At 72.9% G+C, this 18,787-nt stretch carries 21 protein-coding genes and 1 tRNA gene; 7 read left to right on the top strand and 15 right to left on the bottom strand.

Annotated elements, in window-relative coordinates; genetic code table 11:
• Nucleotides 1-117 precede the first annotated feature (117 nt).
• The 10 genes from AOM04_RS07515 to AOM04_RS07560 form a co-directional block, all read right to left on the bottom strand.
• Nucleotides 118-462, bottom strand: coding sequence for a type II toxin-antitoxin system PemK/MazF family toxin (locus AOM04_RS07515; protein ID WP_062464160.1), 345 nt, complete (start codon nucleotides 460-462; stop codon nucleotides 118-120).
• On the bottom strand, nucleotides 459-704 hold the full coding sequence (locus AOM04_RS07520; RefSeq protein ID WP_062464161.1) for a CopG family transcriptional regulator: 246 nt from the start codon (nucleotides 702-704) through the stop codon (nucleotides 459-461). Before AOM04_RS07520 ends, AOM04_RS07515 begins: the two co-directional genes overlap by 4 nt.
• A gap of 190 nt (nucleotides 705-894) precedes the next feature.
• Nucleotides 895-1,716, bottom strand: a complete 822-nt coding sequence (locus AOM04_RS07525) for a histidine phosphatase family protein (RefSeq protein ID WP_062464162.1) — start codon at nucleotides 1,714-1,716, stop codon at nucleotides 895-897.
• Entirely contained in the window at nucleotides 1,713-2,450 is a 738-nt protein-coding gene (locus AOM04_RS07530) for a zinc ribbon domain-containing protein (RefSeq protein ID WP_062464163.1), read from the bottom strand. Before AOM04_RS07530 ends, AOM04_RS07525 begins: the two co-directional genes overlap by 4 nt.
• Before the next feature lie 15 nt (nucleotides 2,451-2,465).
• Nucleotides 2,466-3,278 carry a Nif3-like dinuclear metal center hexameric protein gene (locus AOM04_RS07535; protein WP_062464164.1) on the bottom strand — a complete coding sequence of 271 codons (813 nt, stop codon included), beginning with the start codon at nucleotides 3,276-3,278 and terminating at the stop codon, nucleotides 2,466-2,468.
• A gap of 9 nt (nucleotides 3,279-3,287) precedes the next feature.
• Nucleotides 3,288-4,136, bottom strand: coding sequence for a potassium channel family protein (locus tag AOM04_RS07540; protein WP_062464165.1), 849 nt, complete (start codon nucleotides 4,134-4,136; stop codon nucleotides 3,288-3,290).
• Between the two features lie 75 nt (nucleotides 4,137-4,211).
• Nucleotides 4,212-4,745 (bottom strand): hypothetical protein, encoded by a 534-nt coding sequence (locus tag AOM04_RS07545; RefSeq protein WP_062464166.1) that lies wholly within the window; start codon nucleotides 4,743-4,745, stop codon nucleotides 4,212-4,214.
• Between the two features lie 188 nt (nucleotides 4,746-4,933).
• Nucleotides 4,934-5,010: transfer RNA gene (locus tag AOM04_RS07550), tRNA-Val, on the bottom strand.
• 43 nt (nucleotides 5,011-5,053) lie between these two features.
• The gene (locus AOM04_RS07555; protein WP_062464167.1) at nucleotides 5,054-5,701 is read right to left on the bottom strand and encodes a hypothetical protein; all 648 of its coding nucleotides are present in this window, start codon (nucleotides 5,699-5,701) and stop codon (nucleotides 5,054-5,056) included.
• Nucleotides 5,698-6,327 carry a SatD family protein gene (locus AOM04_RS07560; protein ID WP_062464443.1) on the bottom strand — a complete coding sequence of 210 codons (630 nt, stop codon included), beginning with the start codon at nucleotides 6,325-6,327 and terminating at the stop codon, nucleotides 5,698-5,700. The genes AOM04_RS07555 and AOM04_RS07560 overlap by 4 nt, the downstream gene beginning before the upstream one ends.
• Nucleotides 6,328-6,415: 88 nt before the next feature.
• On the opposite strand from AOM04_RS07560, the gene AOM04_RS07565 reads away from it, so the two are divergent.
• A complete protein-coding gene (locus AOM04_RS07565) occupies nucleotides 6,416-6,976 on the top strand; it encodes a GrpB family protein (RefSeq protein ID WP_062464168.1) in 561 nt (186 codons plus the stop codon).
• 69 nt (nucleotides 6,977-7,045) lie between these two features.
• Here the strand turns inward: AOM04_RS07565 and AOM04_RS07570 are convergent, their stop codons facing one another.
• Nucleotides 7,046-7,510 (bottom strand): redoxin domain-containing protein, encoded by a 465-nt coding sequence (locus AOM04_RS07570; RefSeq protein ID WP_082104483.1) that lies wholly within the window; start codon nucleotides 7,508-7,510, stop codon nucleotides 7,046-7,048.
• Nucleotides 7,507-7,935 carry a DUF3052 domain-containing protein gene (locus tag AOM04_RS07575; RefSeq protein WP_369401359.1) on the bottom strand — a complete coding sequence of 143 codons (429 nt, stop codon included), beginning with the start codon at nucleotides 7,933-7,935 and terminating at the stop codon, nucleotides 7,507-7,509. Before AOM04_RS07575 ends, AOM04_RS07570 begins: the two co-directional genes overlap by 4 nt.
• Nucleotides 7,936-8,173: 238 nt before the next feature.
• On the opposite strand from AOM04_RS07575, the gene aceE reads away from it, so the two are divergent.
• The gene (gene aceE / locus AOM04_RS07580; protein WP_062464169.1) at nucleotides 8,174-10,888 is read left to right on the top strand and encodes a pyruvate dehydrogenase (acetyl-transferring), homodimeric type; all 2,715 of its coding nucleotides are present in this window, start codon (nucleotides 8,174-8,176) and stop codon (nucleotides 10,886-10,888) included.
• Nucleotides 10,889-10,900: 12 nt separating this feature from the next.
• On the opposite strand, the gene AOM04_RS07585 is transcribed toward aceE, so the two are convergent.
• The gene (locus tag AOM04_RS07585; RefSeq protein WP_156160657.1) at nucleotides 10,901-12,325 is read right to left on the bottom strand and encodes an ICP22 family protein; all 1,425 of its coding nucleotides are present in this window, start codon (nucleotides 12,323-12,325) and stop codon (nucleotides 10,901-10,903) included.
• A gap of 164 nt (nucleotides 12,326-12,489) precedes the next feature.
• Here AOM04_RS07585 and AOM04_RS07590 point away from each other — a divergent pair, with 164 nt between their 5' ends.
• The 5 genes from AOM04_RS07590 (at nucleotide 12,490) to fabF (ending at nucleotide 17,270) form a co-directional block, all read left to right on the top strand.
• The gene (locus tag AOM04_RS07590) at nucleotides 12,490-13,659 is read left to right on the top strand and encodes a PucR family transcriptional regulator (RefSeq protein WP_062464171.1); all 1,170 of its coding nucleotides are present in this window, start codon (nucleotides 12,490-12,492) and stop codon (nucleotides 13,657-13,659) included.
• Between the two features lie 78 nt (nucleotides 13,660-13,737).
• A complete protein-coding gene (locus AOM04_RS07595) occupies nucleotides 13,738-14,652 on the top strand; it encodes an ACP S-malonyltransferase (RefSeq protein WP_062464172.1) in 915 nt (304 codons plus the stop codon).
• Nucleotides 14,649-15,650 carry a beta-ketoacyl-ACP synthase III gene (locus AOM04_RS07600; RefSeq protein WP_062464173.1) on the top strand — a complete coding sequence of 334 codons (1,002 nt, stop codon included), beginning with the start codon at nucleotides 14,649-14,651 and terminating at the stop codon, nucleotides 15,648-15,650. The genes AOM04_RS07595 and AOM04_RS07600 overlap by 4 nt, the downstream gene beginning before the upstream one ends.
• An 83-nt stretch (nucleotides 15,651-15,733) precedes the next feature.
• On the top strand, nucleotides 15,734-15,976 hold the full coding sequence (locus AOM04_RS07605; protein WP_062464174.1) for an acyl carrier protein: 243 nt from the start codon (nucleotides 15,734-15,736) through the stop codon (nucleotides 15,974-15,976).
• A gap of 55 nt (nucleotides 15,977-16,031) precedes the next feature.
• Nucleotides 16,032-17,270, top strand: coding sequence for a beta-ketoacyl-ACP synthase II (gene fabF / locus AOM04_RS07610; RefSeq protein WP_062464175.1), 1,239 nt, complete (start codon nucleotides 16,032-16,034; stop codon nucleotides 17,268-17,270).
• Nucleotides 17,271-17,518: 248 nt separating this feature from the next.
• Here fabF and AOM04_RS07615 read toward each other — a convergent pair whose 3' ends face one another.
• Together AOM04_RS07615 and AOM04_RS07620 are read right to left on the bottom strand one after the other, a co-directional pair.
• On the bottom strand, nucleotides 17,519-18,100 hold the full coding sequence (locus AOM04_RS07615; protein WP_062464176.1) for a TetR/AcrR family transcriptional regulator: 582 nt from the start codon (nucleotides 18,098-18,100) through the stop codon (nucleotides 17,519-17,521).
• A 44-nt stretch (nucleotides 18,101-18,144) separates the two neighbouring features.
• Entirely contained in the window at nucleotides 18,145-18,642 is a 498-nt protein-coding gene (locus tag AOM04_RS07620) for a DUF3145 domain-containing protein (RefSeq protein ID WP_062464177.1), read from the bottom strand.
• Nucleotides 18,643-18,787: the final 145 nt, after the last annotated feature.

The raw sequence follows: 18,787 nt of genomic DNA on the forward strand, positions 1-18,787 counted from the left end.
CCCTCGTCCCGCCCCCTCGTCCCGAACCGCCGTACAGTCGGCCGCCCGCCGCGCATCGTCCCTGGTGCGCAACCTCGAGGGGCCGTCTGTACGGCGGTTGGTGCCGGGCGGACGAGCTCAGACGGCGAGCGTGAGCCGCACGCCCTCGCCGAGCGCACGCATCAGGTGGCTGGGGACGCGACCGACAGGGAACGGGTCGACGAACTCGCGCCCCACGGGCCCGACCTGCGAGACGAGCGCGACGGAGTCGCGGTCGAGCCCGGTCGCGTCGCGCGGCACGCGCACGTTGCCCGGGAAGTCACCGAGGCGCACGTTCGAGGTCAACGGCACCACCAGCACCGTCGCGATCTCCGTGGCCAGGAGCCAGTCGGCCTGCAGGACCACGGCGGGGCGCCGCTTCGCGGGCTCCGAGCCGCGCGGCACCCCGAAGTCCACCCACACCACGTCGCCGCGCGCGATCACCAGTTCGACCCCTCGCGGATGATCCGCTCGGACTCGTCAAGCAGCGGCGTCTCGAACGCGCGCAGCCCCTCGCGCTCGAGCACGGAGTTCGCCATCGCCGTGAGCTCGGAGCCGCCCTCGAGCGCGTCAGCGAGCCGGCCGGCAGCGACCCGGTAGAACTCGGAGCGGCTCATGCCGTGGCGAGCCGCGACGCGCTCGAAACGCTCGAAGTCGCCGTCGGGCAGGGAGATCGCGGTCTTCATGCCGTCAAGTATAACGAGTTATACCCGCGAGGGGGAGGTCCAGCGTCACCCGCACGCGGAGCTCCCCGCGCCCCGGCTCGCCCACGCCTCCTCGTCCCGAACCGCCGTACAGACGGCCGCGCGCGGCGCATCGTCCCTGGTGCGCACCCTCGAGGCGCCGGCTGTACGGCGGTTGGTGCCCGCGGGAGGCCTACTCGACCGGCACGCCGAGGCACAGGAGGTGCGTCTCGGCGATGGTGCCGTCCCGATGCGCCCGCACCTGGAGGATCGTCGACGATGCGGGCGACGGCCAGATCGCTCCCCAGTGCGAGGCGGGCATCCCCAACGCCACGCCCACGGCCGACTTGATGGCGACGGCGTGCGACACGAGCGCGACGCCGCGGGGGACGTCGCGGCCGCCCAGGCACTCGGCGGCGTGCTCGCGCGCGAGGTCGGTGAGCACCGCGGACACGCGCTCCCCCACCTGGGGAAGCGACTCGCCGCCGGGGGCGAGGGTCTCGGCGCGGCGCCACGCGTGGATCGCGTCGCCGTCGCGCTCGACGATCTCGGCGACGGTGAGCCCCTCCCACGCGCCGAACTCGACCTCGCGGAGGCGCTCCTCGGTCTCGACGTGGGCGCCGATGCGACGCCCGAGCGCCGCGGCGGTCTCCTGCGTGCGAACGATGGGCGAGGCGAGCACCCGCGTGACGTGCGGCAGGTGCGTCCACGTGCGCCGCCCGATGCCGTAGACCAGGTCGGCGGCCTTGGCGGCCTGCACCTTGCCGGCGGCGCTCAGCGACGGGCCCGGCACTCCCCCGCCCGACATCCGCCGGGAGGTGGTCATCTCGGTGACGCCGTGGCGCACGAGCACGACGAACAGCGGCGCGACCAGGTCCTCCTCGTCCGGGGAGAACGGCGACTGGACGCGCGCGTTCGGGGACGATGCGGGGGTCGCGTCCGCGCCCAGGTCGGTGCCGTCGTCGTAGCGGTGCCCGTGATGCGGGACCGCGGGCTCGACCTGGGTGTCGCTCACTGCTTGGCGCCTCGCACGAGGATGCGGCCGCACTCCTCGCACCGCACGATCACGTCGGCGGCCTTGGACTGGATGTCGTGCAGGTCGCCCGGGTTGAGCACGGTGCGGCAGCCGAGGCACTGACCCTGGGCGAGCGCGGCCGCGCCGATGCCGCCGTGGCTGGCGCGCAGCTTCTCGTACAGCGCGATGAGGCCCGCGTCGAGCCCCGCCGCGACCAGGTTGCGGTCGCGCTCGAGCGTCGCGATCTCCTCGTCGAGGTCGGTCCAGGCCGCATCGCGCTCGGTGGTGAGCTCGGCGATCTGGCCGGCGATCGCGTCCACCTGCTCCTTGGCGGAGGCGTGCGCGGCCTCGGCACCCTCGAGCGCCTCCATCGCCTCGAGCTCGACGTCCTCGAGCGCGCCCTGGCGCTTGACCAGGATCTCGAGCTCCGCCTGGAGCGCCTGCAGGTCCTTCGCGGTGCCCTGGCCGGACTCGAGGCGCGCGGTGTCGCGCGTGGCGCGGTCGCGCACCGACTGCACGTCGTCCTCCGCCTTCTGCACGGCGCGGCGCAGGTCCGACACGTTCATCGACGTGGCGACGCGCGCCTCGTCGAGGTCGGTGAGCCGGGCCGTGAGCTCGGCGATCTGCTCGAGCACCGGCAGGTGGTCGCGGCGGTGGCGGGCCTGCTGGGCCTTGAGGTCGAGGTCCTGCAGGTCGAGGAGGCGGATCTGATCGGCGGCGGGTGCAGAGGGCACAGGTTCTCCTTCGCGCTAGAAGCGCGCGGTCCAGGGGTCGGTGGTGAGGGTCGAGACGAGCGTGTCGATGCCGGTGGCGTCGCCGAGGTACTCGGCGGCGGCCTCCAGCCACGTCCACTCGGAGGCGAAGTGGGCGACGTCCACGAGGTACGGGCGGCCGTCCGCGAGGAGCGCGGCCTCGCGCGCGTCGGACGCCGGGTGGTGACGCAGGTCCGCGGTGAGGTAGACGTCGGCGCCCGCCTCGCGCGCGGCGGCGAGGAACGAGTCGCCCGAGCCGCCCACGACGGCGACGGTCTGCACCGTGCCGTCGAGGTCGCCCGCGACGCGCACGCCGTGCGCGGTCGGGGGCAGGACGGTCGCGGCGCGCTCGGCGAACTCGCGCAGGCTGATGGGGGCGTCGAGGCGACCGATGCGCCCGGTCCCCTGCTCCGCATCGTCCCTCAGCGGCACGAGCGGCAGCGCGCCGGAGACGCCCAGCACGGTGGCGAGCGCCTCGGCGACGCCGCTGCCGGCGTGGTCGGCGTTGGTGTGCGCGTTGTACAGCGCGACGCCGTTCTCGATGAGCGCGTGGATCACGGCGCCCTTCGGGGTCGCGGCGTTGACGGTCGTCACGCCGCGCAGGAGCAGCGGATGGTGGGTGACGATGAGGTCGCACCCGGCCTCGACGGCCTCGGCCACCACGGCGAGCGTGGGGTCGACGGCGAAGAGCGCCCGCGTCACGGGCGCCTCGGGACGTCCCACGGTGAGCCCGTTGACGTCCCAGTCCTCGGCGAGGTCGAGGGGGAAGCGCCTCTCGAGCGCGTCCATCACATCGGCCACAGAGGTCATGGGGCAAGGCTACTCGGTGGACGGTTCGTCGGGCCGCCTGCCCTGGGGCTTCTTGGGCGCCTGCGGGGTGAGGTGGGGAAGCCCGGAGGCGCCGGGCCCGGAGCGGCCGGCGATCTCGTCGAGCTTCGCCTCGAGGACGCCGATGCGGTCGAGCAGCTGGGTGCGCGTGACCTCCTCGCGCGCCTCCTCCCGTGCGTCCTCCTGGCCCTGGGTGAGGCTCACGAACCACGCGGCGACGGAGGCCGTCACCACACCGATGAGGGCCACGCCGAGGAGCATGATGATCGTCGCGATGATGCGGCCCTGGACCGTCACCGGGGCGTAGTCGCCGTAGCCGACCGTGGTCATCGTCACGAGCGCCCACCACAGCGCGTCGCCGAAGTTCACGATCTGCGCTCCGTCGTGCCCGCGTTCGGCATCGAGCATCGCGACCGCGCCGATCCACAGGAGCAGCACCACCGCGATCACGACCGCCTGCGTGGACTTCACCACCCCCTTGCGGCTCGCGAGCATGGTGCCGGACGCGAAGACGGTGAGGACCTTGAGCGGGCGTGCGGCCGGGATGATCACGGCGAGGACGTCGAGCGGATGCGACAGCAGCCACCGGAATCGCTGCTCGTGCAGCGCGACGCGGATGAGCAGATCCGCGAGGAAGATCAGCCAGATGATCCCCTGGACGGTGAGCAAGGTGGCGCGCAGGCTGCCGGGCAGGTACTCGCGGAACGCGATGCGGGCGGACCACACCACCAGGAACACGAACGCGAGCACCGCCATCGCGCCGTCGGCGCGCTGCGCGAACGCCGCGTACTTCTCGCCCTTGCGCAGGCCGCCCTCGTGCTCCTCGAGATCGAATGCCACGTCCGCTCCCCTCGTCGGTCCTGGTGAGAGGCTAACGCGCGGCGCGCATCGTCCCGCGGAGGCCCCGCGCGGGGACTAGGACGTCCAGGCGCGGGCGCGGAGGTCGAGCACGTGCGTGTCGCCGTGCTCGTCGACCACGTAGAGCGAACCGGCATCCTCCGACACGATCGTGAGCCGTCCGACGCCCTCGAGCCCGATCATCTCGTGCGCGCCCGTGCCGTCGTCGGTCGCCACCAGCACTCGTCCCAGCGTCGGATCGGTGCCCGACACCCCGGCCCAGGCGGCCATCGTGACGCCGTCGACCACGCCGACCCACCGGTTGGTGCCGAGCAGCTCGCTCCCCGACGCGGGCGCCTCCGGGTCGTCGAAGATGCCCACGGGCCAGCTGTTCGCGACCGGCGCGGCGGTGGCGGCCGCGGCCGCATGCGCGGCATCGTCGCGCGCCTTCGCGGCGAGGACCGTCTCGTCCGCGGCCGGCGTCACGTACTCCTGAGCGGCCGCGCGCGAGCCGACCGCCGCATCGGGGGCCGACATCGCGGACACGAGCGCGGCGACGCCGGTGACGGCCACCACGGCGCCGATCGCGCCGACCCAGTGCCGTGCTCCCATGATGAGCCGCCCCCGTCTCGCAGCATCCGGCGACCCCTCTGTCGCCCTCGGGCAGTATGTACCCGCAGGTATCCGCGCGCAATGCTCGGCAGACCGCCGGTCGCCGGCGCGTCAGGACGCGTGGGCCTCGGCGCACCCCGGCATGCCGTCGTACGACAAGCAAACGGGCGGCGCGCGTGCTCCTGGCGTGGTGGGCCCTGCCGGACTCGAACCGACGACACCTGCGGTGTAAACGCAGTGCTCTAACCAACTGAGCTAAGGGCCCGCGCGGACCATTGTGGCAGGCGGAAGGCGCGCGTCCGGACCGCTCAGGGGCGCAGCACCCCGATGAGCAGCGCGGCCGCGCCCGCGAGCGCCCAGCTCACGAGCGAGCCCACCAGGAACTCCTCGGCGGTGGAGCCGCGCCCCTTGTCCCCCGAGATCTCGGGGAAGCGGCCGATGCCCTTGGCCGCCATGAGGCCGACCACCACACCCTCGGCGCCCACGAGAGCGAGCGCCACGATGAGCCATCGCTCGAGCGGGCCGATGAACCGTCCGCCGCGAAGGCGCGGCAGCGGCTCCACCAGCGCCTCGCCCTCGGGCGCGGTGCGGGCCCGCGCGATCACGTCGCGGCACACCTCGTTGGACGTGTGCGCGAGGAGCACGGCGGACCCGAGCCCCGCGATGATCGCGGCCGTGCGGTCGGGGCCGCCGTCGGCGAGCAGCAGCAGCCCCGCGACCACGATGAGCGCCCCCATCGCGGCGTCCGCGCCGAGGCGCCAGCGCAGCGCGAGCCACAGCGCGGAGCCGACCGCGAGCGCCGCCGCGCCCCAGCCGCCGACCGCGCCGGTCACCCCGGCGGCCGTCACGGCCGCCACGAACCACGCGGCGACGGCGATCATGCGGGTCCGCGCATGCGGGACCGCACGGAGCAGCTCGGCGCCGGCGACGAGCGCGATCAGGAGCGCGGCCGTCATCGCGCCGGCCCGCCCGTCGCACCCAGCGACTCGAGCGCCTCGCGCAGCGCGATCGCCCCGGACCGGTGCGCGGACTGCGACACCGCGGCCTGGCTGATCGACTCCGCCGCCGCGAGCTGCGCCTGGGTCCGCCCCTCGATGAGCCCCGCGGCGATGCGCCGCTCGCGCGCCTTCATGCGGGCGACGACGTGGTCGCGGAGGAGGAGGACTGCGGAGGCCATGACCGCATCGTCCCCCGCCCCTCCGACACACCAGGCGCGCACCGCCGCCTCGCCGGCGTCCTCGCGACGATGCGCCTCGTCGATCGCCTCCCTCGCGCGCCACCAGGCGCTCCCGTCGGAGATGTCGCCGGCGACGTCGACCACCTCGCCCAGGCCGATGCCGCAGCGCACCTCGATGCCGTCCGGCAGGGCGAGCGCGGCCAGGGTGGTGACGCGGAGCGCGGCGGCAAGGTCGGCGTAGACGCCCTGGAACTCGTCGCCGACCGTCGCGGCGAGGGGGCGCACCACCGGCGCACCGCGCTCCGCGCGCGCGAACGCGTCCAGCACCGACGCCTGCGCGCCGGCCCGGTCGGGGAGCGCGCGCGATCCCACGATGTCGACGATCACGGCGGCAACGGCGTCCATGGGCGCCACGTTAACACTTATATGAGGAAGATATAAGTGTTTTTCCGGAGCGGCTCACCCGATGCTCGCGCTGCCCTAGCCTGGCCGCATGACCCCATCGAGCCGTCCGCGCCGCCGTCCAGACGTCACGGGGACGGAGCTCGTCGGCGGGGTCGAGCATCGGGACATCGTGATCGTCGACCCCGATCCGGCGTGGGCCGCACGCTTCGCCGAGGAACGCGCGCGGATCGCGGCGGTGCTGGGCCCGGTCGCACACAGCATCGAGCACATCGGCTCGACGTCCGTGCCGGGGCTCGCCGCGAAGCCGATCGTCGACGTTCTCGTGACGGTCGAGGACATCACCGCCGAGGAGGACTACCTGGCCCCCCTGCTGGGCGCGGGCTACGTGCTGCGCACGCGCGAGCCCGGGCACCGCCTCGTGCGCACGCCCGCGCTCGACGTGCACGTGCACGTCCTCGAGGCGGACGACCCCGCGGCGGAGGCGTACCTGGAGCTGAGGGACCGGCTGCGCCGCAGCCCGGAGGACCGGACGTGGTACGAGGCGGTCAAGCGGGAGCTCGCGGCGCGCGACTGGCCCGACATGAATGCCTACTCCGACGCCAAGACGTCCGTGATCGAGGCGATCAGGGCGCGCGCCCGCGTCGGCTGAGCACGGCCTCCGCGTCCGCAAGGACGCTTATATCCGCGGGATATCATCCGTCCCGCGGAGGTCGAGGCCTCAGCCCAGCACCTTCTCCACGGCCCCGCGGTACTCGGCGAGCTCGCGCGCCTCCCCCTCGGGGTTGACGATCGCCCACCGCACCACGCCCTCGGCGTCGACGAGGAACGAGCCGCGGCCCGCGAGGCCCTTGTGCGGGTTGAAGACGCCGAAATGGCGGGACACGTCGCCGTGCGGCCAGAAGTCGGACAGCAGGTCCGCCTTGTAGCTGTGCGTGTCCGCCCACGCCTTGAGCGTGTACACGGAGTCGCAGCTCACCACGATGACCCGGAGGTCGTCGCGCCCGAGCAGGTCCTCCGCGGACCGCAGGTCGATGAGCTCGTTGGTGCACGTGTCCGAGAACGCGAACGGCACGAACACGAGCAGGTAGGCCGTCCCCGCGAGCGAGGACGATGCCACCGTCCTGCCGTGGGTGTCCGTCATGCGGAACTCGGGTGCCGGCTGTCCCACGAGGGGATGGGTCACTTGGAGCGGCCCTTCTCCACGAGGTAGGTCGCGGTCCACCGGCCGCCGATGACGAAGGTCGAGGTCGCGTGCAGGCCCGCCACGGAGGCGCCCTCCTGCACGTCGCGCGGCTGCACGTGGCCCGCCTGGCCCGCCTTGGGCGTGCACAGGCACACCGCGGCGCCGTCGTCGAGAAGGGTCTGGGCGTCCATGAGGAGGTCGGCGAGGTCGTCGTCGCCGTCCCTGAACCACACCACGCAACCGTCGGTCACGTCGCCGTAGTCCTCGTCGACCAGCTCCTCGCCCGTGAGCGACTCGACCGCCGTGCGGAAGTCCGCGTCCGTGTCGTCGTCGTACCCGAACTCCTGGATGATCTGCCCGGCCTTGAGCCCGAGCCTCGCGACTACGGCGTCCATCGTCGCCTGCGCGTCCTCCTGCGTCGCCACGTCGGCGAGACCCCCTTCGTCGGATGCTGCGCGCTGGGCGCGCGCCGTGCGTCCACCCTAGAGGCACCGCGCGTCAGGGTGCAATCGTCGCCGCCGATGCCTCCCCGGCCGCCGTACGCGCCACGCGTGTCAGGCAAGTAACCTGTCTGTGGCAACAATGTGTGGGAAGAGGGCGCGCACCCGCGCCCATCCCCCGTTCATTCGGCGCGCCACCGCGCGCCCGACAGGAAGGTCACCTGTGGCACATCACGGCGAGGTCGACAAGGACCCGGGCGAGACCCAGGAGTGGCTCGAGTCCCTGGATGGACTGATCGAGTCCGGCGGCGAGAGCCGCGCCGAGTACATCGTGGACCAGCTGGTGGAGCACGCGGCGAAGAAGCAGCTGAGCGTGCCGCTCAGCCTCAACACGCCGTACGTCAACACGATCCACGCCGACGACGAGCCCGCGTTCCCCGGTGACGAGGAGATCGAGCGCCGCTACCGCGGCTGGATCCGCTGGAACGCCGCCGTCATGGTGACGCGCGCGCAGGCGGCCGGCAAGGGCGTCGGCGGCCACATCTCCTCCTACGCGTCCGTCGCGACGCTGTACGAGGTGGGCCTCAACCACTTCTTCCGCGGCAAGGACCACCCGGGCGGCGGCGACCAGGTCTACTTCCAGGGCCACGCGGCGCCCGGCGTCTACGCGCGCGGCTACGTCGAGGGCCGCTTCGGCGAGGAGGACCTCGACTCCTTCCGCCAGGAGAAGTCCGGCCCCGGCCGCGGCCTGTCCTCGTACCCGCACCCGCGCCTCATGCCCGACACCTGGGAGTTCCCCACCGTGTCGATGGGCCTCGGCCCCGCCTCGGCCATCTACCAGGCGTGGACCAACCGCTACCTGCACCTGCGCGGCCTCAAGGACACGTCCGAGCAGCACGTGTGGGCGTTCCTGGGCGACGGCGAGATGGACGAGCCGGAGAGCCGCGGCATGCTGCAGCTCGCGGCCAACCAGAACCTCGACAACCTCACCTTCGTGGTCAACTGCAACCTGCAGCGCCTCGACGGCCCGGTGCGCGGCAACGGCAAGATCATCCAGGAGCTCGAGGCGTTCTTCCGCGGCGCCGGCTGGAACGTCATCAAGGTCGTGTGGGGCCGCGGGTGGGACCCGCTGCTCCAGCGCGACGAGGACGGCGCCCTGGTCAACCTCATGAACACCGTCCCCGACGGCGACTTCCAGACCTTCCGTGCCGAGTCCGGCGCGTTCATCCGCGACCAGTTCTTCGGCGGCGACCCGCGCGCCAAGGAGCTCGTCAAGGACATGACGGACGACGAGATCTGGGCCCTCAAGCGCGGCGGCCACGACTACCGCAAGCTCTACGCGGCGTACGCCAAGGCGACCACCGAGAAGAACGGCAAGCCCACGGTCATCCTCGCGAAGACCATCAAGGGCTACGGCCTGGGCTCGAACTTCGCGGCCCGCAATGCCACGCACCAGATGAAGAAGCTCGCCGCTGCGGACCTCAAGGTCCTGCGCGACACCTTCGACATCCCGTTCACGGACGAGCAGCTCGAGGCCGACCCGTACAACCCGCCGTACTACCACCCCGGCTTCGACGACCCGGCCGTGCAGTACATGCTCGACCGCCGTCGCGCGCTGGGCGGCTTCGTGCCCGAGCGTCGCGGCGACCGCAAGGAGATCGCGCTCCCCGACGCCAAGGCCTACGACCTGCTCGCGAAGGGCTCCGGCAAGCAGGAGGTCGCCACCACGATGGCGTTCGTCCGCCTGTTCAAGGACCTGGTGCGCGACAAGGAGTTCGGTCACCGCGTGGTCCCGATCATCCCCGACGAGGCCCGCACGTTCGGCCTCGACTCGATCTTCCCGAGCGCCAAGATCTTCAACACGGGCGGCCAGAACTACCTGCCCGTGGACCGCGAGCTCATGCTCTCCTACAAGGAGTCCGAGTCCGGCCAGATCATGCACACCGGCATCAACGAGGCCGGCTCCGCGGCCGCGTTCCAGGCGGTGGGCACGTCGTACGCCACGCACGGCGAGCCGCTGATCCCGTTCTACATCTTCTACTCGATGTTCGGCTTCCAGCGCACGGGCGACCAGTTCTGGGCCGCGGGCGACCAGCTCACGCGCGGCTTCATCGTCGGCGCCACCGCGGGTCGCACCACCCTCACGGGTGAGGGCCTCCAGCACGCCGACGGCCACTCGCCGCTCATCGCCGGCACCAACACGTCGATCGTCCACTACGACCCGGCGTACGGCTACGAGATCCGCCACATCGTCAAGGACGCGCTCGAGCGCTGGTACGGCCCGGAGGCGGGCCGCGACCGCGACGTCATGTACTACCTCACCGTGTACAACGAGCCGTACCAGCAGCCGGCCGAGCCGGAGGACGTGGACGTCGAGGGCATCCTCAAGGGCATCCACCGCGTCTCCACGGCGCCTGAGGGCCACGGCCCGGAGGCGCAGATCCTCGCGTCCGGCGTCGCCGTGCCGTGGGCGTACGAGGCCCAGGAGATGCTCCTGCGCGACTACGGCGTGCGTGCCGCGATCTGGTCGGTGACCTCGTGGAACGAGCTGCGTCGCGAGGCCCTCGCGTGCGAGGAGGCCGCCTTCCTGCGTCCCGAGGAGGGCGTCCGCACGCCGTACCTCACGCAGAAGCTCCAGGGCGCGGCCGGCCCGTTCATCGCGACCTCGGACTACGACCACCTCGTGGTCGACCAGATCCGCGCGTGGATCCCCGGCGAGTACGCGACGCTCGGTGCGGACGGCTTCGGCTTCTCCGACACCCGCGCCGCCGCCCGTCGCTTCTTCCACATCGACGGCGCCTCCACCGCGGTGCGCGTGCTCCAGCAGCTCGAGCGTCGCGGCGAGGTCCCCGCGGGCACCTACGCCGAGGCGATCCGCCGCTACGAGCTCCACGACGTCCGCAAGGGCACGTCGGGCAACGCGGGCGGCGACGCCTGATCGCCTAGCGGCTCACGGCCTGGGGCCGGAGCCCTCGTCCTCGGACGGGGTCTCCGGCCCTTCGTCATCTCCCGGCGCCTCAGGCGCGTCGCCGTCGCCGGGCGCGGCGTCCTCCGGGACGATGCGCTCCTCGCCTTCGTCCGCGCTCTCACCCTCGTCAGCAGCGTCGCCCGTGGCGTCGCCCTCCTCACCGGGCGTCCCCGCCGAGACGTCCTCGGCGTCGGGCTCCTCGTCCAGCTCCGCCTCGGGCTCCCCCTCGACCAGCTCGTCCTCGGGGCCCTCGCCGATCGGCGGCTCGTCGGCGACCGCCGCATCCTCGTCGATGGGCGGCGCGAACGGGTCGCCGTCGGACGCGGCCGCGGGCTCGGCCGAGCCGCCGTCCCGATCCGCGCCCGAGCGGTCACCGCCGCCCGACCGGCCCGTCCCGAACATGCCCGACGCCCCGGACGCGCCGTCGGACCGCCGCGCGCCCGCGGCGGTGCGCTCCCGCACATCCTCCGGTGGCGACGCGAGCTCCTTCCCGGGGCGCGGGCTCTCGGACCCCGTCGGCGTCCACGCGGGGGCCGGATCGATGTGCGTGGCCGGCTTGGCCTCGACCTCGTCGAAGTGGCGCGCCTCCTCGGCCTCGGTCAGGCCGTCGTCGGTCACCGGGGCGCGTCGCGCATCGTCCCGCGCCCGGCGCGCCCGCACGAAGGAGGCACGCACCGCGAACGCCGCCCACGCCGTGAGCAGGAGCAGCACGCCGAGGGAGATCCACAGGATCACCAGGGTGTTCGTCGAGAACACCCCTGCGGGCGCGACGCGCACGTAGCCGTCCATCGCGCACAGCACGGCGCCGCCCGCGACCTCTCCGTACACGTGGTAGACGCCCGTGGGCACCAGCCAGGTGCGGTCGGCGATCCAGTCGGTGACGTCGGTCGCGGTCACCTCGCCCGTCATCTCGGTGGCCTCCGGCGCACCCTCCGTGGAGACCGTGCGGACGGGGACGGCGAAGCCGTCGATCATGATCCCGCCCACGCGCGTCTCGACCGAGACGGGCGTCGCCGAGGTGCCGGTCCACGTCACCGTCGCGTCGCGCGGGACCACCAGCGGCTCGAGCGCGGCCGTGTTCCTGGGCGCCACCGTCGTGCCTCCGACGGTGGCCTCGAGCGTGCAGCCGTCCGAGATGGATCCGGGCCGCACCAGCTCGGGGATGCCGGTGAGCGCGATGCCGCCGAGCACCCCGGCGAGCACCACGACCGCGGTGAAGCGACCGCGCGCGACCGCCCCGGATCGCGTCAGCAGCAGCGCCACCAGCACCATGAGGATCGCGGTGACCCCGAACACGACGGTGCGCTCCGGCGGGATCACGCCGAGCTGCCACAGCAGCCCGACCACGACCAGCCCCAGCAGCAGTCCCAGCACCATCCCCAGCAACGGTCGCGGCCGTGCGCTCATCAGCGATCCTCCCGTGGTCCCTGGTGCCGACGCTACCTGGCACATTCGCGACAGTCGCGACATCTCGCCCACGGCGCGTCGCCCTCCCGCGCCCCGCGTGCCGTTGTGCGAAACCCACAACCTCGTTGTCTGGGATCGACAATCGGGCGGCTACGCTGGCCCCCATGGTCAGCCCCGAGATGCGCGCCGAGACGCTGCGCCGCCTGCGCGGCGGCACCGGCCGCCTCGCCACGATGGCGCTCAAGACGCTCGACGCGGAGTACGCGTGGTTCCGCGAGCTGCCGGCCCAGGAGCGCTCGTGGGTGGGCTCGGTGGCGCAGGCGGGCATCGCGTCGTTCGTCGCGTACTTCGCGGACCCGCATGCGGGCCACCGCGGCACGCTCGAGATGTTCGCGTCCGCGCCGCCCGAGCTCACGCGCTCGATCTCGCTGCAGCACACGCTCACGATCGTGCGGACGTTCGTCGCGATCGTCGAGGCGCACAGCGACGAGTTCGCGGCGACCGGCACCGAGGCCTATCTGCGCGAGTCGATCCTGCGCTACTCGCGCGAGATCGCGTTCTCCGCGGCCGAGGTCTACGCGCGCGCCGCCGAGTCGCGCGGCGCGTGGGACGCGCGCATCGAGGCCCTCGTCGTCGACGCGCTCGTGCGCGGCGAGGTGGACGACGACCTGCCCTCCCGCGCCGCCGCGCTCGGCTGGAAGGCCGGGCCGACCCTCGTCATGGTGGGCCACACCGACGGCCCCCTCGGCGAGGTCCAGTCCGCCGAGCTGCGCCGCAGCCTGCGTCGCGCGTCGCCGGGCGCGCTCGTGGGCATCCACGGCGAGGACCTCGTGGTGATCGCGCGCTCGGACGGCGACCTCGGCGAGCTCACCGCGACCCTGCTGCCCAGCTTCGGGCCCGGCCCCGTGGTGATCGGCTCGCCGGCCGTGACGCTGCTCGAGGTGGCGCGCGCCACCCGCGCCGCCTTCAACGGCGTCGCCGCCGCGCCCGCCTGGGCCCTCGCGCCGCGGCCCGTCAACGCCGACGACCTGCTGCCCGAGCGCGTCCTCGTCGGCGACGCGGCGGCCGCCGAGCGCCTCATCGCGGTCGCGTACGACCCGATCGCGTCCGCGGGCGGCTCGCTCAAGGAGACCGTGGCCACGTTCCTCGACTGCGGCCGCTCGCTCGAGCTCGCGAGCCGCACCATGTTCGTCCACGCCAACACCGTCCGCTACCGCCTGCGCAAGGTCGCCGAGCTCACCGGCTGGGACGTCCTCGCGACGCGCGACGCGCACGTGCTCCAGATGGCCTTCGCGCTCGGACGACTCCGCGACGCGAAGGTCTCCCCTTTGTAGATTCCCTACAAGAACCACGGCCCGAATCGGTATCCCCATGCCGCGGAGGGCCGTCCGATGTGAGGCAGGCTATAACCCGTGATCGCCCTTCTCTGTCCCGGCCAGGGTGCCCAGACCCCCGGGATGCTCGCCCCGTGGCTCGAGCTGCCCGAGGTCGCCGCGTCCCTCGCCGCCCTGTCCGAGGCCGCCGGCGTCGACATCGTGCGCCACGGCACCGAGTCCGACGCCGACACCATCCGTGACACCGCGGTCGCGCAGCCTCTGCTGGTCGCCACCGCGATCGCTACCGGGCGCGCGCTGCTCGGCGACGCCGCCCCCGCCCTTGCCGCCGGCCACTCGGTCGGCGAGCTCGGCGCGGCCGCCCTCGCGGGCGTCCTCACCGACGCCGACGCGATGCGCCTCGTCTCCGTGCGTGGCGCCGCGATGGCGGCCGCCGCCGCGGCCTCCGAGCCCACGTCGATGGCGGCCGTGCTCGGCGGCGACGCCGACGAGGTCGCCGCGGCACTCGCCGCGCACGGCCTCACCCCCGCGAACGTCAACGGCGGCGGCCAGGTCGTGGCCGCCGGCTCCAAGGCCGCGATCGACGCGCTCGTCGCCGAGCCTCCGGCGCGCGCCCGCGTCATCGAGCTGCAGGTCGCCGGCGCGTTCCACACGACCTACATGGTCCCCGCGGTCGCCGAGCTCCACGCCGCCGCCGCCTCGGTGACCCCCGCCTCCCCGGCCGGGATCCTCCTGTCCAACGCCGACGGCGCCCAGGTGGCGGACGGCGACGACGCCCTCGCGCGCATCGTCCGCCAGGTCGCCAACCCCGTGCGCTGGGACCTGTGCATGGAGACGATGCTCGAGCTGGGCGTGACCGGCATCGTCGAGGTCGCGCCGGGCGGGGTCCTCACCGGGCTCGCCAAGCGCGCGATGAAGGGCATCCCCTCCGTCGCCCTCAAGACCCCCGACGACCTCACCGCCGCCCGCGAGCTTCTGGAGAACGCAGCATGACCACCCTCAACGTCCGCCGCGGCCCCGAGTTCACTCGCATCCTCGGCCTCGGCGTCGCCCGCGGCGAGAATGCCGTGCCGAACGACGCCCTCATCGAGCCGATCAACTCGTCCGACGAGTGGATCCGCAAGATGACCGGCATCGTCACGCGCGTCCGCGCGAACGAGGACACCTCGGTCATCGACCTGTCGGAGCGCGCCGCCCGCGACGCGATCGCGCAGGCGGGCATCGACGCGTCCGAGATCGACGCGGTCATCCTGTCGACCATCTCCTACCCCCGCATCACCCCCGGCGGCGCCCCGGTCCTCGCGGACCGCCTCGGCGCGACCCCGGCCGCGGCCTTCGACATCTCGGCGGCATGCGCGGGCTACTGCTACGGCATCGGCCAGGCCGATGCACTGGTCCGCTCGGGCGCGGCGCGCCACGTCCTCGTGGTGGGCGCGGAGAAGCTCAGCGACTTCGTCGACCCGGCCGATCGCTCGATCTCCTACCTCCTCGGCGACGCCGCCGGCGCCGTGGTGATCGGCCCGTCCGACGCCGCGGGCATCGGCCCGACCGTGTGGGGCTCCGACGGCTCCGCCTCGGAGCTGATCAAGCAGGACCACACGTGGCTCGAGATCCGCGAGGACCGCGACCTGCCGTTCCCGACCCTGCGCCAGGAGGGCCCCAGCGTCTTCAAGTGGGCGTCGTTCAGGATGGCGCCCGTCGCGCTCCAGGCCATCGAGGCCGCGGGCCTCACGCCCGACGACATCGACGTGTTCATCCCGCACCAGGCGAACCTGCGCATCATCGACCAGATGGTCAAGCAGATCGGGCTGCCGGAGAGCGTCGTGGTCGCCAAGGACATCGTCGACTCCGGCAACACCTCGGCGGCGTCGATCCCGCTCGCGACGGAGCGCGTGCTGCGCGACGGCGTCGCCAAGAGCGGCGACATCGCCCTGCAGATCGGCTTCGGCGCCGGCCTCGTCTACGCCGCCCAGGTGGTGGTCCTGCCCTGACGGGTGGGCCCCGCGTAGAGTTCACAACCGTTCGCAACGAACAGGGCGCCCCGGCGCCTCACATCCCCTACCAAGGAGCAGCAATGGCACTGTCCAAGGACGAGGTCCTCGCAGGTCTGGCCGAGATCGTCTCGGAGGAGACCGACATCGACACCGCCGAGGTGACCCTCGACAAGTCGTTCACCGACGACCTCGACATCGACTCGCTGTCGATGATGACGATCGTCACCCTCGCGGAGGAGAAGTTCGACGTCCGCATCCCCGACGAGAAGGTCAAGGACCTCGTCACCGTCGGCGACGCCGTCGACTTCATCGCCGCCGCGTAAGACCCCTTCACGCATCACAGTCCCTCACCCCCCTCACTTCCTCGGAGGATCGCCCATGAACGTCGTCGTCACCGGACTCGGCACCACCTCGCCGCTCGGCGGGGATGTCGCCAGCACCTGGGAGGCAGCCCTCGCGGGCCGCTCCGGCGTGCGGACGCTCGACAACGACTGGAACGAGAAGTACGGCGTGCCGGTGACCTTCGCGGGTCAGCTCGTCGTGCGTCCCGAGGAGGTGCTCTCGCGCCCCGAGACCAAGCGCATGGACCCGTCCGCGCAGATGGCGATCGTGGCGGCGCGTGAGGCCTGGGCCGACGCGGGCCTGGACCAGGTCGAGGTCGATCACGACCGCCTGGGCTCCATCGTGTCCTCGGGCATCGGCGGGGTGTGGACGATGCTGACCGCGTGGGACACGGTGAGGGACCGGGGCGCGTCGCGCGTCCTGCCCCTCACCGTGCCCATGCTGATGCCGAACTCCCCCACGGCCTACGTGTCGCTGGAGTTCAAGGCCCGCGCCGGTGCGCACTCCCCTGTCTCGGCGTGCGCGTCGGGCGCGGAGGCGATCGGCATGGGCTTCGAGATGATCCAGTCGGGGCGTGCCGACGTGGTCATCTGCGGCGGCACCGAGGCGGCGATCCACCCGCTGCCCATCTCCGCGTTCGCGGCGATGCAGGCGCTGTCCAAGCGCAACGACGACCCGCAGGGCGCCTCGCGCCCCTACGACGTCTCGCGCGACGGCTTCGTGCTCGGCGAGGGCGCGGGCGTGCTCATCCTCGAGTCCGAGGAGCACGCCGCCGCCCGCGGTGCCCGCGTCTACGGCCGCGTCGCCGGCGTCGGCATGACGGCCGACGGCCACCACATCGCGGCTCCCGAGCCCAACGGCGCCGGCCAGACGCGCGCGATGGAGCTGTCGCTCGAGCGCGCGGGCCTCACCGCCGCCGACATCGTGCACGTCAACGCGCACGCCACGTCGACCCCGGTGGGCGACATGATCGAGGCGCGCGGCATCCGCGGCCTGCTCGGCGCGCACGCCGACCAGGTGCTGCTGTCGGCGACCAAGTCGATGACCGGCCACCTGCTCGGCGGCGCCGGCGCGCTCGAGTCCGTCTTCACCGTGAAGGCGCTCGAGACCCGCACCGCTCCCCCGACCATCAACGTCACCGAGCCCGACCCCGAGCTCCAGGTGGACCTGGTCCGCGACACCCCGCGCGCGCTGCCCGAGGGCGACCTCGCGGCCATCAACAACTCGTTCGGCTTCGGCGGCCACAACGTGGCGCTGGTGTTCACCAACTCCTGAGCCCGAGCCTCGACCCTGAGCCATCCGCTCGCCGCCCCGCGGCGAATGGGTGGCTCAGGGTCGTTCGGCTCCGCCGCCCAGATCGAGCACCCGACCGTCCCCCACACGCGATCTGCACTCGGAGCACGCGTGGTCGGCATGTGCGCCGGGACCTGCATGGATCCAGGGGCGAAACGGCGTTCGTGTGTGGGGGACGGTCGCGGAAGGCGACGCGCGACACGGCCGCAGCCCGCGCATCGTCCCCCTCGCTACTCGAGCCCGGCGCCGAGCCTCTCGAGCGCCCGGTCGACCACGTCGACGAAGGCGTCGTCGGACCCGCTGGCCCACCACACGGCCGATTCGAGGATGCACCCGGTGATCGCCTGACCCAGGGCGCGGGCCTCGAGCCCGTCCTGCGCGATCGCACCGTCGCGCGCGAGGTGATGCGCGAAGCCGTCGGTCATGTCGCGCAGCGCTCCCACGCCCGCGGCGAACACCTCGGGGGACGCGCCGATGATGCGCAGGCGCACGCGCGAGATGTCCTCGGCCTCGTCCGACTCGGCGAGGGCCTCACGCAGCGCGGCCCGCAGGCCCGCGAGCCCGGGTGCGCTGTCGTCCGCCTCGAGGCGCTGCGCGAGGCGGTGGTAGTTGACGAAGAAGTCGCGCCACACCAGGTCCGCCTTGTTGGCGAAGTGCCGGAACAGGGTGCGCCGGGACACGCCGGAGCGGACGGCGATGTCGTCCATCGAGACGCCGGCGTAGCCGTGCTCGGCGAACAGGGTCGCGGCGATCCGCGCGATCCCATCGGGATCGGCGATCTGGGGACGCCCGGGACGGCGGTGCTCGCTCACGTGCTCACCCTAACCCGCAGGGTGCCGCAACCACCGAGCCACGCTCAGCCGACCCGGTGAAGCCAGCGGACGGGCGCGCCGTGACCCGCGTATCGGAACGGCTCGAGCTCCTCGTCCCACGCGGTGCCCAGCGCGAGGTCCATGGCGCGCCTGATGTCGCCCATCGACGCGCCGGTGTCGAGCGCCGCGCGGATCCGGTCCTCGGGGACCACCGTGTTGCCGTGCACGTCGATGACGGCGTGGAAGATGCCCAGCGACGGGGTGTGCGACCAGCGGCCGCCGTCGGCGCCGAAGGACGGCTCCTCGGTGACCTCGTACCGGACGTGCTCCCAGCCGCGCAGCGCCGAGGCCAGGCGCGCGCCCGTGCCCTGCTGGCCCTGCCAGGCCATCTCGGCGCGCAGCAGCCCGGATCCGGCGGGCTGGTCCGTCCAATCGAACGAGGCGCGCGAACCCAGCACTCCCTGGGCGGCCCACTCGATGTGCGGAGTCATCGCGCGGGTCGCGGAGTGCACGAAAAGGACACCACGGGTGATTGCTGCCATGACCCTTTCCTTCCTCTGAGGTGCGTCTTCCCCTACGACCTCGAAAGAAACAGCCCGTGGCACCGGGTGTGGCTCGATTGTGCCCCACTCACGCCGTTATCGCCAGCGCCGCGGGTGGAATGTCCGACCTTCGTGCGAGGGTGGT

The sequence above is a fragment of the Demequina soli genome, assembly GCF_000971195.1.
In the GTDB taxonomy this organism is placed as follows: domain Bacteria; phylum Actinomycetota; class Actinomycetes; order Actinomycetales; family Demequinaceae; genus Demequina; species Demequina soli.

Coding starts and splice junctions, on each gene's coding strand:
- AOM04_RS07585 (WP_156160657.1), bottom strand. CDS start 12,325: ATGAGCGCACGGCCGCGACCGTTGCTGGGGATGGTGCTGGGACTGCTG.
- fabF (WP_062464175.1), top strand. CDS start 16,032: ATGAACGTCGTCGTCACCGGACTCGGCACCACCTCGCCGCTCGGCGGG.
- AOM04_RS07560 (WP_062464443.1), bottom strand. CDS start 6,327: ATGGACGCCGTTGCCGCCGTGATCGTCGACATCGTGGGATCGCGCGCG.
- AOM04_RS07600 (WP_062464173.1), top strand. CDS start 14,649: ATGACCACCCTCAACGTCCGCCGCGGCCCCGAGTTCACTCGCATCCTC.
- AOM04_RS07590 (WP_062464171.1), top strand. CDS start 12,490: ATGGTCAGCCCCGAGATGCGCGCCGAGACGCTGCGCCGCCTGCGCGGC.
- AOM04_RS07620 (WP_062464177.1), bottom strand. CDS start 18,642: ATGGCAGCAATCACCCGTGGTGTCCTTTTCGTGCACTCCGCGACCCGC.
- AOM04_RS07545 (WP_062464166.1), bottom strand. CDS start 4,745: ATGGGAGCACGGCACTGGGTCGGCGCGATCGGCGCCGTGGTGGCCGTC.
- AOM04_RS07520 (WP_062464161.1), bottom strand. CDS start 704: ATGAAGACCGCGATCTCCCTGCCCGACGGCGACTTCGAGCGTTTCGAG.
- AOM04_RS07535 (WP_062464164.1), bottom strand. CDS start 3,278: ATGACCTCTGTGGCCGATGTGATGGACGCGCTCGAGAGGCGCTTCCCC.
- AOM04_RS07605 (WP_062464174.1), top strand. CDS start 15,734: ATGGCACTGTCCAAGGACGAGGTCCTCGCAGGTCTGGCCGAGATCGTC.
- AOM04_RS07555 (WP_062464167.1), bottom strand. CDS start 5,701: ATGACGGCCGCGCTCCTGATCGCGCTCGTCGCCGGCGCCGAGCTGCTC.
- AOM04_RS07565 (WP_062464168.1), top strand. CDS start 6,416: ATGACCCCATCGAGCCGTCCGCGCCGCCGTCCAGACGTCACGGGGACG.